The organism is Streptomyces synnematoformans, assembly GCF_039531005.1.
GTDB classification, from domain to species: domain Bacteria; phylum Actinomycetota; class Actinomycetes; order Streptomycetales; family Streptomycetaceae; genus Streptomyces; species Streptomyces synnematoformans.
The window spans coordinates 1-11,881 of the sequence record NZ_BAAAPF010000228.1; the positions used below are offsets into that span (position 1 = coordinate 1).

11 protein-coding genes and 1 pseudogene are annotated in these 11,881 nt (G+C 74.2%); 9 read left to right on the plus strand and 3 right to left on the minus strand.

Annotated elements, in window-relative coordinates:
- Together ABD317_RS26455 and ABD317_RS26460 are read right to left on the minus strand one after the other, a co-directional pair.
- Nucleotides 1–188: pseudogene (locus ABD317_RS26455) on the minus strand (extracellular catalytic domain type 1 short-chain-length polyhydroxyalkanoate depolymerase); the annotation flags it as partial.
- On the minus strand, nucleotides 185–1,192 hold the full coding sequence (locus ABD317_RS26460; RefSeq protein WP_344292659.1) for an aldo/keto reductase: 1,008 nt from the start codon (nucleotides 1,190–1,192) through the stop codon (nucleotides 185–187). The pseudogene ABD317_RS26455 and the gene ABD317_RS26460, both read right to left, overlap by 4 nt.
- 124 nt (nucleotides 1,193–1,316) lie before the next feature.
- Here ABD317_RS26460 and ABD317_RS26465 point away from each other — a divergent pair, with 124 nt between their 5' ends.
- From ABD317_RS26465 to mshC, 6 genes are all read left to right on the plus strand, one after another.
- On the plus strand, nucleotides 1,317–2,366 hold the full coding sequence (locus tag ABD317_RS26465; protein ID WP_344292661.1) for an LLM class F420-dependent oxidoreductase: 1,050 nt from the start codon (nucleotides 1,317–1,319) through the stop codon (nucleotides 2,364–2,366).
- A gap of 227 nt (nucleotides 2,367–2,593) precedes the next feature.
- Nucleotides 2,594–3,385 (plus strand): ferritin-like domain-containing protein, encoded by a 792-nt coding sequence (locus ABD317_RS26470; protein WP_344292663.1) that lies wholly within the window; start codon nucleotides 2,594–2,596, stop codon nucleotides 3,383–3,385.
- 99 nt (nucleotides 3,386–3,484) lie between these two features.
- Nucleotides 3,485–4,222, plus strand: a complete 738-nt coding sequence (locus ABD317_RS26475; protein WP_344292665.1) for a histidine phosphatase family protein — start codon at nucleotides 3,485–3,487, stop codon at nucleotides 4,220–4,222.
- A gap of 85 nt (nucleotides 4,223–4,307) precedes the next feature.
- Complete coding sequence (locus tag ABD317_RS26480; protein WP_027757077.1) at nucleotides 4,308–4,898, plus strand: DUF3090 family protein; 591 nt, start codon at nucleotides 4,308–4,310, stop codon at nucleotides 4,896–4,898.
- Nucleotides 4,862–5,743, plus strand: a complete 882-nt coding sequence (locus ABD317_RS26485; protein ID WP_344292668.1) for an SCO1664 family protein — start codon at nucleotides 4,862–4,864, stop codon at nucleotides 5,741–5,743. The genes ABD317_RS26480 and ABD317_RS26485 overlap by 37 nt, the downstream gene beginning before the upstream one ends.
- Before the next feature lie 146 nt (nucleotides 5,744–5,889).
- Nucleotides 5,890–7,119: a cysteine--1-D-myo-inosityl 2-amino-2-deoxy-alpha-D-glucopyranoside ligase gene (gene mshC, locus ABD317_RS26490; protein ID WP_344292671.1), complete on the plus strand. Its 1,230-nt coding sequence runs from the start codon at nucleotides 5,890–5,892 to the stop codon at nucleotides 7,117–7,119.
- 19 nt (nucleotides 7,120–7,138) lie between these two features.
- Here mshC and ABD317_RS26495 read toward each other — a convergent pair whose 3' ends face one another.
- Nucleotides 7,139–8,332, minus strand: coding sequence for a PAC2 family protein (locus tag ABD317_RS26495; protein WP_344292673.1), 1,194 nt, complete (start codon nucleotides 8,330–8,332; stop codon nucleotides 7,139–7,141).
- 269 nt (nucleotides 8,333–8,601) lie between these two features.
- Between ABD317_RS26495 and ABD317_RS26500 the strand changes: the two genes are divergently transcribed.
- The 3 genes from ABD317_RS26500 to ABD317_RS26510 all read left to right on the plus strand — a co-directional run.
- Complete coding sequence (locus ABD317_RS26500; RefSeq protein WP_344292675.1) at nucleotides 8,602–9,921, plus strand: enolase C-terminal domain-like protein; 1,320 nt, start codon at nucleotides 8,602–8,604, stop codon at nucleotides 9,919–9,921.
- An 85-nt stretch (nucleotides 9,922–10,006) separates the two neighbouring features.
- Nucleotides 10,007–11,053, plus strand: a complete 1,047-nt coding sequence (locus tag ABD317_RS26505) for a sugar ABC transporter substrate-binding protein (protein WP_344292677.1) — start codon at nucleotides 10,007–10,009, stop codon at nucleotides 11,051–11,053.
- Between the two features lie 3 nt (nucleotides 11,054–11,056).
- The coding region (locus ABD317_RS26510; protein WP_344292680.1) for an ATP-binding cassette domain-containing protein at nucleotides 11,057–11,881 on the plus strand (825 nt) is incomplete at its 3' end.

Below are 11,881 nucleotides of genomic sequence, written 5' to 3' on the forward strand. Positions count from 1 at the left end.
ACGCCCTCGCCGCCGGCCGCGTCCGCGGCGGTCTCCGGGCCCACGTCCGTCGCGGCGCTCTCCCCCTCGCCGCCGGTCCCGCTCGTCCCGTCGCCCGCCCCGGCGCCGTTCGCCGCGGGCGTCGCCTCCGGCCCCGTACCGCCGCCCGCCGCGTCCGCGGCCTCCGCGGCCTCCCGTGCGTCGTTCACAGCGTGCTCCAGTCCTGATCGGGATAGCGGTGCACGGGCGCCGACACGTCGTCCAGCGCCTGGCAGATCTCGTCAGGAAGCGTAAGACCCTCCACCGACAACGCCGCCGTCAGCTGCTCGGCGTTGCGCGCCCCCACCAGCGGCGCCGTCACCCCCGGCCGGTCCCGTACCCACGCCAGCGACACCTCCAGCGGCGTCACCGCCAGCCCGTCCGCCGCCGTGGCCACCGCGTCCACCACCCGGCCGGCCTCCTCGTCCAGGTACGGCGCGACGAACGGCGCCAGGTGCGCCGAGGCGCCGCGCGAGTCCGGCGGCGTGGCGTCGCGGTACTTGCCGGTCAGGACGCCGCGGCCGAGCGGCGACGACGGCAGCAGGCCCACGCCCAGGTCCAGCGCCGCCGGCAGCACCTCCCGCTCCACCCCGCGCTGCAGCAGCGAGTACTCCATCTGCGTCGACGCCAGCCGGGTCCGGCCGCCGACCGTCCCCGCGCCCCCGCCCGCGACGCCGGCCAGCTGCCAGGTCGCGGCCTTGGCGAGCTGCCAGCCGGAGAAGTTGCTCACGCCCGCGTAGCGCGCCCGGCCGCTCGCTATGGCGGTGTCGAGGGCCTGCAGGGTCTCGTCCAGCGGCGTGTACGGGTCGAAGGCGTGCACCTGCCACAGGTCGACGTAGTCGGTGCCCAGCCGCGCCAGCGAGGCGTCGAGCGCGCCGAGCAGGTGCCGCCGCGAGGTGTCGAAGCGGCGGTCGGGGTCGGGCACGCTGCCCGCCTTCGTCGCGACGACGATGTCGCGCCGCGGCACGAGGCCCCCCAGCAGCCGCCCCAGCAGGCACTCCGCGCCGCCGTCGGCGTACACGTCGGCCGTGTCGACGAGCGTCCCGCCCGCCTCCCAGAACGTCTTCAGCAGGCCGGCCGCCTCGCCCTCTCCGGTGTCCCGCCCCCAGGTGAGGGTGCCCAGTCCCATGCGGGAGACGCGAAGGCCCGTGCGGCCGAGTTGCCTGTGCTCCATGGGCGTTGAGATTACTGGGGCGGGTGCGGTGCGCGGCGGGGGCGGTCGCGCTAGAGTCGCACCGATATATTACCCACCGGTACGACGATCTCGGCGTGGTACGCCGGGGAGCAGGGAGGCCCGCATGCGGCTCGGGATCAACCTCGGTTACTGGGGTGCCGGCATGGACGCCGACAACCTCGCCGTCGCCCAGGAGGCCGACCGCCTCGGCTACGACGTGTGCTGGGCGGCCGAGGCGTACGGCTCCGACGCCGCGACCGTGCTGACCTGGGTCGCCGCCAAGACCGAGCGCATCGACGTCGGCTCCGCGATCTTCCAGATCCCGGCCCGCGCCCCCGCCATGACCGCGATGACCGCCGCCACCCTGGACTCCCTCACCGAGGGCCGCTTCCGCCTCGGCATCGGCGTCTCCGGGCCGCAGGTCTCCGAGGGCTGGTACGGGGTGGAGTTCGGCAAGCCGCTCGCCCGCACCCGCGAGTACGTGGAGATCGTGCGCAAGGCGCTGTCCCGCGAGCGGCTCTCGTACGCCGGCGAGCACTGGACGCTCCCGCTGCCCGGGGGGCCCGGCAAGCCCATCAAGCTGACCGTGCACCCCGTACGCGAGCACATCTCCGTCTACATCGCGGCCATCGGCCCGAAGAACCTGGAGCAGACCGGCGAGATCGCCGAGGGCGCCCTGCTCGTCTTCTACTCGCCGGAGCACGCCGAGGAGACCACGCTGCGCCACCTGCGCGCCGGACGCGCGAAGGCCGGCAAGGAGCTGGCGGGCTTCGACATCGTGCCCACGGTCCCCATGGCCGTGGGGGACGACGTCGCGGCGCTCGCCGACGTCTTCCGCCCGTACACCGCCCTCTACGTCGGCGGCATGGGCAGCGCCAAGCAGAACTTCTACAACCGCCTCGCCGCGCGCATGGGTTACGAGCGCGAGGCCGGGGAGATCCAGTCCGCGTACCTCGCGGGCGACAAGGCCGCCGCGGCCGCCGCCGTGCCGCAGGAGCTGATCGACGCCACCACGCTCCTCGGCCCGGTGGAGCGGATCGCGGACCGGATGCGGGCGTACGCCGAGGCGGGGGTGACGTCCCTGTCGCTGGCGCCGTCCGGGTTCACCCGGGAGGAGCGCATCGCCGGCGTACGCGCCGGGGTCGAGGCGCTGGAGCGCGCCGGCCTCGCCTGAGCCCCCGCCCCTGCAGCCGCCGGCCGCCCGCCCCGGGGCGGCGCCGCGGCCGTGGTGGGGGCTCGGGGTCCTCCCCGCCACGGCCGTCACCCACCCAACGCGCCACCCCCGCATCGGTTACGGGATCCCCCGGATGGCGGATGGCCCGTGCCGCGGTGTTGCGTCGTCCGCATCCGCGTCATTCACTCGAATACGGGTGTATTCCGGCGGAGAAAGGTGACGGTGACATGCTCTCGGCCAAAGACCTTTTCCAGGAGATCCTCGACAACGACGACACCTTCCGGCTCTTCTGCTCCATCGCCGCCGCCGGCGAGGCCCAGGGCGGCTGGGAGAACGCCCGGATCTCCGTCCTCGTCCCCGACTCGTACCGTGCGCTCGCCCCCAAGGTGGCCCGGCACGGAGCCGACGAGGACAAGCACGGCCGCATCTTCAACGCCCTGCTGAAGAAGCGCGGCATGGAGCCGGTGGAGGTCCCCGGCGAGACCGACTACACGATGCTGCTGGAGGGCATCGGCATCGGCCTCGCCCACGACCAGCTGCGCCGCGACCGGCAGCTCACCGAGGCCGACATCATCACCTACCTCGCGCACAGCAGGATCACCGAGCAGCGGGCGGCGAACCAGATGCAGATGCTCGTCACGCACTTCGGCGACCACCCGGAGGTCGGCCGCGCGGTGCGGATGATCTCCCACGACGAGGACAACCACCTCGCGTACTGCCACGAGGAACTGCTCGGCCTGGCCGCCGCGGGCCACGGCCGGCGGGTGAAGGAGACGCTGCGCGAGGCGGTGGCGGCCGAGATCCGGGTGTACCGGGACGTGAGCCACGCGGTGATGGAGCACATGGGGCGGATCCTGGGCTGGCCGCGGAGCAAGCGCATGCTGCTGTCCGCGGGCATCGAGGGCATGTACGCGTACGAGCGCGCCGGCGGCTGGCGGCGCCTGGTCGCGCTGCGGATGCCGGAGCGCCGCGACGCCCTCGGCGGGCCGCCGCCGCGCACCGCGACCGAGTTCGCCTGACGGTCGTCACCCGACGGTGGCAGAGCGCGCGGCCGGCGATCGCACCGTCATTCCTTCGAGAGCCGTGCGCCGGGTCGCACAGGACGTACGCTGGCTGCCATGCCCACCCTCCTACTGCTCCGGCACGCCCGCTCCACGGCCAACGTGGACGGCGTGCTCGCCGGCCGCAGCCCGGGCGTCGGGCTGGACGAGCGCGGGACCGAGCAGGCCGCCGCGCTGCCCGCCCGGCTGGCCGCCCTGGCGCCCGCCGCCGTGGTCAGCAGCCCGCTGGAACGCTGCCGCGAGACGTTGAAGCCGCTGCTGGCCGCCCGCCCCGAGCTGCCCGTGCACGTCGACGAACGGCTCTCCGAGTGCGACTACGGCGAGTGGACCGGCGCCAAGCTCGCCGAGCTGGCGCAGGACCCGCTGATGGCCACCGTGCAGCAGCACCCGTCGGCGGCCGGGTTCCCCGGCGGCGAGACCCTGCGCGCGATGCAGGCGCGCGCCGTGGCGGCGGTGCGCGAGTGGAACGCCACCGTGGCCGCCGCGCACGGCCCGGAGGCGCTGTACGTCATGTGCAGCCACGGCGACGTCATCAAGTCGGTGGTGGCGGACGCCCTCGGGATGCACCTCGACCTCTTCCAGCGCATCGCCGTCGGCCCCGCCTCCGTCACCGCGGTCCGGTACACCCCGCTGCGCCCCTTCCTGCTGCGCCTCGGCGACACCGGCCGGCTCGACGACCTCGCGCCGCCGCCCGCCGCGGCCGCGCCGGAACGGGAGCCGGACGGGGAGCCGGACGCGGAAGCGGCGGCGGAGGCGAGCGCCGCGGAGGTGGGCGGCGGTGCCGGAGCCGGTTGATCCTCGATGATCAGCATGCGCAGTAGGGTGGTCGGACCGGTCCCGCAGCGGGTCCCGTTCAGGAGTCGAGTAATCGGAGCAGCACGTGCCGCGTGAGGTGTACTTCTACGACCCGCCGGACCGCTTCGTGGCCGGCACGGTCGGGCTGCCGGGGCGCCGCACCTTCTTCCTGCAGGCGTCCAAGTCCGGCCGCACCACCAGCGTCGCCCTGGAGAAGGCGCAGGTGGCCGCGCTGGCCCAGCGGATCGACGAACTTCTCGACGAGGTGGTGCGGCGCAGCGGCGGCACCAGCGACGTGCCGGCCGTGGCGCCCGCCGACCTGACCGACACCGCGCCCCTGGACGCCCCCATCGAGGAGGAGTTCCGGGTCGGCACGATGGCGCTGGCCTGGGACGCGGAGGGCGAGCGGATGGTCGTCGAGGCGCAGGCCCTGGTCGAGTTGGACGCCGACTCCGACGAGGACCTGGCGGCGGCCGAGGAGGCGCTGCTGCAGGACGACGAGAACGGCCCGCCGATGCTGCGCGTACGCCTCACCGGGCAGATGGCGCGCGCCTTCGCCAAGCGCGCCAACGACGTGGTGAACGCCGGCCGGCCGCCCTGCCCGCTGTGCAGCCTGCCGCTCGACCCGGAGGGACACGTATGTCCGCGCCAGAACGGATACCGCCGGGGAGAGTGAGCCCGCCCGCCCTGGCGCCCGACGAGGCCCGCGCGCTGCTCACCGGCGGCGAGCTGACCGTCGCCGGGCGCATCCGCGGCGCGTCGAACGCGGTCCTGTTCTGCACCGTCGCCGACGGCGGGCGCACCGCGGAGTGCGTGTACAAGCCGGTCGCGGGGGAGCGGCCGCTGTGGGACTTCCCCGACGGGACGCTGGCGCAGCGCGAGGTCGCGGCGTACGAGGTCTCGGAGGCCACCGGCTGGGGTCTGGTGCCGCCGACGGTGCTGCGGGACGGGCCGTTCGGCGAGGGCATGTGCCAGCTGTGGATCCCCTCGGCTGACGAGGACGGCCCGGACGGCCCGGACGGGGCGGGGGAGACCGGTGCCGGACTGCTCGCGCTGGTCGAGGGCGACGAGCCCGCCGCCGGCTGGAGGGCCGTCGGCTACGCCGAGACCGGCGGCGCCCGCCCCGCGCTGCTCGTGCACGCCGACGACGTCCGGCTGCGCCGCCTCGCCGTCCTCGACGCCGTGATCAACAACGGCGACCGCAAGGGCGGCCACCTGCTGCCCGCCCCCGGCGGTCGGCTCTACGCCATCGACCACGGGGTGACCTTCCACACCGACGACAAGCTGCGCACCCTGCTGTGGGGCTGGGCCGGCGAGGCGCTGGCCGCCGAGGCCGTGGCCGTGCTGCACCGGCTCGCGGACGGCCTCCCCGCCGCCGGGCCGCTGGCCGCCCGGCTGGCGCCGCTCCTCACCCCGGCGGAGGTGGCCGCGCTGCGCGCCGGCGCCGCCGCGCTGCTGGCCTCCGGCCGGCACCCGGCGCCGAGCGGCGAGTGGCCGGCCATCCCCTGGCCGCCGGTCTGAGCCCCACCGCCCGGCGGCGCCCGCCCGGTCCCGCGCCGGCGGCGCCGGGGCGTCATTCGTACGAAACCGTCTCACCCCTGTCCGAAACCGCAAGCTCGCCCGGCCCCGGTCGTTTGGCCAGGCCACCGGCGGTTACGCTCGTTTACATGCATGCCTGGCCTGCTCCCGAGGTCCCGGTGCTCCCCGGCACCGGCCGCGACCTCCGCCTCCACGACACCGCGACCGGAGGGCTCGTCACCCTCGATCCGGGACCGGAGGCCCGCATCTACGTCTGCGGCATCACCCCCTACGACGCCACCCACATGGGGCACGCGGCCACGTACACCGCGTTCGACCTCGTGCAGCGGGTCTGGCTGGACAACAAGCGGCAGGTCCACTACGTGCAGAACGTCACCGACGTCGACGACCCGCTGCTGGTGCGGGCCGCCGAGACGGGCGAGGACTGGGCCGCGCTCGCCGCCCGCGAGACGGACCTGTACCGCGACGACATGACGGCGCTGCGGAACCTCCCGCCCCGCGAGTTCGTCGGCGCGGTGGAGGCGATACCGGACATCGTGCCCCTCGTGGAGCGGCTGCGCGACGCCGGCGCCGCGTACGAACTCGACGGCGACATCTACTTCTCGGTCGAATCCGACCCCCGCTTCGGGGCCGTCTCCGGGCTCGACGCCGCCACCATGGGGGAGCTGTCCGCCGAGCGCGGCGGCGACCCCGGCCGCCCCGGCAAGAAGAACCCGCTGGACCCGCTGCTGTGGAGCGCCGCCCGCGCGGGCGAGCCGAGTTGGGACGGCGGCTCGCTCGGCCGCGGCCGGCCCGGCTGGCACATCGAGTGCGTCGCCATCTCGCTGGACCACCTCGGCATGACCTTCGACGTGCAGGGCGGCGGCAGCGACCTGGTCTTCCCGCACCACGAGATGGGCGCGTCCCACGCGCAGGTGCTGACCGGCGAGTTCCCCTTCGCCCTGGCCTACGTGCACTCCGGCCTCGTCGCCCTGGACGGCGAGAAGATGTCGAAGTCCCGGGGCAACCTGGTCTTCGTCTCCCAGCTCCGCCGCGACGGCGTCGACCCCGTGGCCGTACGGCTCGCGCTGCTCGCCCACCACTACCGCACCGACTGGGAGTGGTCCGCCGCCGTGCTGGAGCGGGCGCAGGAGCGGCTGGCCGAGTGGCGCGCCGCCGTCTCCCGCCCGGAGGGGCCGCCCGCGGAGTGGCTCGTGGCGGAGATCCGCGAGGCGCTGGCGGACGACCTGGACTCGCCCGCGGCGCTGGCCGCCGTCGACCGCTGGGCGGCGCTGCAGCGCGTCGAGGGCGGTACGGACACGGGCGCGCCGGGCGTGGTCTCGCGGGCGGTGGACGCGCTGCTGGGCGTGGCGCTGTAACGGCCGGCGGCGGGCCGCGTCAGTCCTTGCCGCCGGCCCTGCCGTCGCCGCCCGGCTCGTCGCCGTCGGCGGGCCGGTCGGTGCCGCCGTCCGCGTCCCCGCTGTCGGCGTCCCCGCCGTCCCGGGTGTCCCGGGTGTCTCCGTCGCCCTCCGCGTCCCCGCTGTCCCCGCTGTCCTCGGCGTCCTCGCCGGCGTCCTCGCCGTGGTCGGGGGCGCCGTTCTCCGGCTCCGCGGCCTCGTCCGCCTCGTCCGCCGCGTCCGCCGTGCCCTTGCCCTTCCCGCCCGCGCCGCGCTCCTCCGGCGCCGGGAGGTCCGGGAAGGGCTGGGGGCCGGAGAGGTCGCGCAGGTACGGGCCCGGGCCGGTGTCCCGGCGGCGCAGATAGCGCTCGAACTCGCGGGCGATCGCCTCGCCGGACGCCTCCGGCAGCTCCGCGGTGTCGCGGGCCTCCTCCAGGGTCTGCACGTACTCGGCGACCTCGGTGTCCTCGGCGGCCAGCTGGTCCACGCCCAGCTGCCAGGCCCGCGCGTCCTCGGGCAGGTCGCCCAGCGGGATGCGCACGTCGATCAGGTCGTCGAGCCGGTTGAGCAGCGCCAGGGTGGCCTTCGGGTTCGGCGGCTGGGAGACGTAGTGCGGCACGGCGGCCCACAGGCTGGCGGTCGGCACGCCCGCGTGCGTGCACGCCTCCTGCAGGATGCCGACGATCCCCGTCGGGCCCTCGTAGCGGGTCTCCTCCAGGTCCATCGCCTCGGCCAGCTCCGGGTCGGAGGTCACGCCGGTCACCGGCACCGGCCGGGTGTGCGGGGTGTCGCCGAGCAGCGCGCCCACCAGGACCACCAGCTCGACGCCGAGTTCGTGGGCGAAGCCGAGGATCTCGTTGCAGAACGAGCGCCAGCGCATGCTGGGTTCGATGCCGCGGACGAGCACGAGGTCCCGGGGGTGGCCCTTGCCGTCGGCGTCGGCGATGCGTACCGCCGACAGCTGGGTCGTCGGCCAGGTGACCTTCCGTACGCCGCCGTGGAGGGTGACGGTGGGCCTGTTGACCTGGAAGTCGTAGTAGTCCTCGGCGTCGAGCGACGCGAAGACCTCGCCCTTCCACTCCCGGTCGAGATGACCGACCGCGGAGGAGGCGGCGTCGCCGGCGTCGTTCCAGCCCTCGAAGGCGCAGACCATCACCGGGTCGACCAGCTCGGGCAGCCCCTCCAGCTCGATCACCCAGCGCCTCCTTCCGGCGGTTGACGAGCAACGGCCCCTGCGGCCACATGCTCCGGGATACGCGGCCCCCAGCCTAAGGCTTCCCCGCCGAGGCGCCGTATCCCGTGCGGCACGAGTACCGATTCATCCGAGGTGTGCCCCTTAGGGAGGGTTGGCAGAGCGCCCGTACGGATAAATCACTCACGGCCTCTGGACGTGTGCAAGCCCGCCCGGCTATACATCGGATGACTGACGAAAGATCCGATGTTCCAGACGCGAGGGAAGCCTGCATGCGACCGACTGTCACCGATTTGGACGTCTCCGACATCCGCTTCCCCACCTCACTGGAGTTCGACGGGTCGGATGCCATGCACCCCGACCCCGACTACTCGGCCGCGTACGTCGTGCTCCGCACCGACGCGCCCCGGGTCGAGGGCCACGGCTTCTGCTTCACCATCGGCCGCGGCAACGACGTCACCGCCGCCGCCATCCGCGCCCTCGCGCCGTACGTCGTCGGCCGCCCCGCGCCGCACACCGCCGCCGAACTGGCCGACCTGTGCACGTCCCTGACCCACGACTCCCAACTGCGCTGGCTCGGCCCGGAGAAGGGCGTGATGCACATGGCCGCCGGCGCCGTGGTCAACGCCGCCTGGGACCTGGCCGCCGGGCAGGCGGGGCTGCCGGTGTGGGAGTTCCTCGCCGGCATGACCCCGGAGGAGCTGGTCTCCCTCGTCGACTTCCGCTACCTCTCCGACGTCCTCACCCCCGACGAGGCCCTCACCCTGCTGCGCGCCGCCGAGCCCGGCCGCGCCGAGCGCGCCGCCCGGCTGCGCGCCGAGGGCTACCCCGCGTACACCACCACCCCCGGCTGGCTCGGCTACTCCGACGAGAAGCTCGTCCAGCTCGCCAAGGCCGCCGTCGCCGAGGGCTTCGGCCAGATCAAGCTGAAGGTGGGCGACGACCTCGACGCCGACATCCGCCGCCTGCGGCTCGCCCGCGAGGCCGTCGGCCCGGACGTCCGCATCGCCGTGGACGCCAACCAGCGCTGGGACGTCGCCGACGCGGTGCGCTGGATGACCGCGCTGGCCCCGTACGGGCCGCACTGGATCGAGGAGCCCACCAGCCCCGACGACGTGCTCGGCCACGCCGCCGTGCGCGCCGGGCAGCCGGTGAAGGTCGCGACCGGCGAACACGTCGCCAACCGCGTGATGTTCAAGCAGCTGCTCCAGGCCGGGGCCGTCGACTTCGTGCAGATCGACGCCGCCCGGGTGGCCGGCGTCAACGAGAACCTCGCCGTCCTGCTGCTCGCCGCCAAGCACGGCGTCCCGGTCTGCCCGCACGCCGGCGGGGTCGGGCTGTGCGAGCTGGTGCAGCACCTGGCCATGTTCGACTACGTGGCCGTCTCCGGCAGCCGCGAGGACCGCGTCATCGAGTACGTCGACCACCTGCACGAGCACTTCGCCGACCCGGCCGTCGTCGTGGACGGCCGCTACCGGGCGCCCGAGGCCCCCGGCTTCTCCGCACGGATGCGCCCCGAGTCGCTGGCCGCGCACCGCTACCCCGACGGCCCCGTCTGGCAGGCCGTGGCCCAGCGGGCGCAGGGGAGCTGAGCCCCGTGCCCGACGCACCGCGCCCCCGCTCTTCAGCCGCACATCCCAGCCGCACACCCGAGACGACCGACGGGACGGGACTCCCATGCTGACTCGCAGACTCCGCACGACCGCCGTTGCGGCCTGTACCACGCTCCTCGCCCTCGCCCCGCTGGCGGCCTGCAACCGCGGCAACGACGCGGCCTCCGGCGACGGCCAGGTCGGCATCGACATGCCGCGCACCGACACCGACTTCTGGAACTCCTACCACCAGTACCTGGACAAGGGCGTCTCGGACGGTGTGGTCGACGCCCTGCCGATCACCAACTCCCAGAACGACATCGGCAAGCTCGTCGCCAACGTGCAGGCGTTCACCGACCAGGGCGCCGACGCCGTCGTCATGGCGCCGCAGGACACCGGCGCCGTCGCCTCCACCCTGGAGCGGCTGGCCGAGGAGGACATCCCCGTCATCAGCGTAGACACCCGCCCCGACAAGGGCGAGGTCTACATGGTCGTGCGGGCCGACAACGAGGCGTACGGCATCAAGGCGTGCGAGTACCTGGGCGAACAGCTCGGCGGCGAGGGCAAGGTCGTGGAGTTCCAGGGCGACCTGGCCTCCATCAACGGCCGCGACCGCTCGGTGGCGTTCAAGAAGTGCATGGACGAGAAGTACCCCCGCATGGAGGTCTTCGAGCTGCCCACCGAGTGGAAGGGCGACGTCGCCTCCGCCAAGCTGCAGAGCGTCCTGGCCAAGGAGAAGTCGATCGACGGCATCTACATGCAGGCCGGCGGTGCCTTCCTGCAGCCCACCCTCGCGCTGCTGGAGCAGAAGGGCCTGCTCAAGCCCGCCGGCGAGGAGGGCCACATCACGATCGTCTCCAACGACGGCATCCCCGAGGAGCTGGACGCCATCCGCGAGGGCACGATCGACGCCACCGTCTCCCAGCCAGCCGACCTCTACGCCGAGTACGCGCTCTTCTACGCTCAGCAGGCGCTGAAGGGCAAGGAGTTCAAGCCGGGCAGGACCGACCACGGCTCGAATATCGTCAAGATCCCGAACGGCCTGGAGGACCAGCTGCCCGCCCCGCTGGTCACCAAGGAGAACGTCGACGACCCCGAGCTGTGGGCCAACCAGCTCGAAAAGCAGGGCTGAGCGGTGGCCACCGCGCCCCCCGCCGTACGCGCCGACGGCATCGTCAAGCGCTACGGCCCCACGCTCGCCCTCGACGGCGTCCGCCTGGAGGTCGCGGCCGGCGAGGCGCACGCCCTCGTCGGCCGCAACGGCGCCGGAAAGTCGACCCTCGTCTCCGTGCTCACCGGCATGCACCGCCCGGACTCGGGCACCGTCGCCTTCTCCGGGGAGCCCGCGCCGGCGTTCGGCGACACGTCGGCGTGGCGCGCCAGGGTCGCCTGCGTCTACCAGAAGCTCATGATCGTGCCGGACCTCACGGTCGCGGAGAACCTCTTCCTCAACCGCTTCACCGGCGGCGGCGCCATCAACTGGCGCCGGCTGCGCGCGCGGGCCCGCGAGCTGCTGGCGGCGTACGGCGTGGCGGTGGACCCCGCCGCGCGGGCCAAGGACCTGGGCGTCGAGCAGCGGCAGTTCGTGGAGATCGCCCGGGCGCTCAGCTTCGGCGCCCGCCTGATCATCCTCGACGAGCCGACCGCCCGGCTCGACGCCGGCGGCATCGACCGGCTCTTCGCCAAGCTGCGTGAGCTGCAGCGGCAGGGCGTCGCCTTCCTGTTCATCTCCCACCACCTGCAGGAGGTCTACGAACTCTGCGACACCGTCACCGTCTTCCGCGACGCCCGGCACATCCTCACCGCGCCGGTCTCCGGGCTGCCGAAGGAGGATCTCGTCGAGGCGATGACCGGCGAGGGGGCGGCCCGCGCGGGGGCGGCCGGCGGCGGTGCGGCGGAGGAGCCGTCCATCGCCGCGATCCCGGGCCAGGCGGTGCGGGCGCCCGCAGCGCCTGCCGCG

What these genes read in the sequence shown, in the direction of transcription:
- ABD317_RS26460 (WP_344292659.1), bottom strand. Translation starts at nt 1,192, where the DNA reads ATGGAGCACAGGCAACTCGGCCGCACGGGCCTTCGCGTCTCCCGCATG.
- ABD317_RS26465 (WP_344292661.1), top strand. Translation starts at nt 1,317, where the DNA reads ATGCGGCTCGGGATCAACCTCGGTTACTGGGGTGCCGGCATGGACGCC.
- ABD317_RS26470 (WP_344292663.1), top strand. Translation starts at nt 2,594, where the DNA reads ATGCTCTCGGCCAAAGACCTTTTCCAGGAGATCCTCGACAACGACGAC.
- ABD317_RS26475 (WP_344292665.1), top strand. Translation starts at nt 3,485, where the DNA reads ATGCCCACCCTCCTACTGCTCCGGCACGCCCGCTCCACGGCCAACGTG.
- ABD317_RS26485 (WP_344292668.1), top strand. Translation starts at nt 4,862, where the DNA reads ATGTCCGCGCCAGAACGGATACCGCCGGGGAGAGTGAGCCCGCCCGCC.
- mshC (WP_344292671.1), top strand. Translation starts at nt 5,890, where the DNA reads ATGCATGCCTGGCCTGCTCCCGAGGTCCCGGTGCTCCCCGGCACCGGC.
- ABD317_RS26500 (WP_344292675.1), top strand. Translation starts at nt 8,602, where the DNA reads ATGCGACCGACTGTCACCGATTTGGACGTCTCCGACATCCGCTTCCCC.
- ABD317_RS26505 (WP_344292677.1), top strand. Translation starts at nt 10,007, where the DNA reads ATGCTGACTCGCAGACTCCGCACGACCGCCGTTGCGGCCTGTACCACG.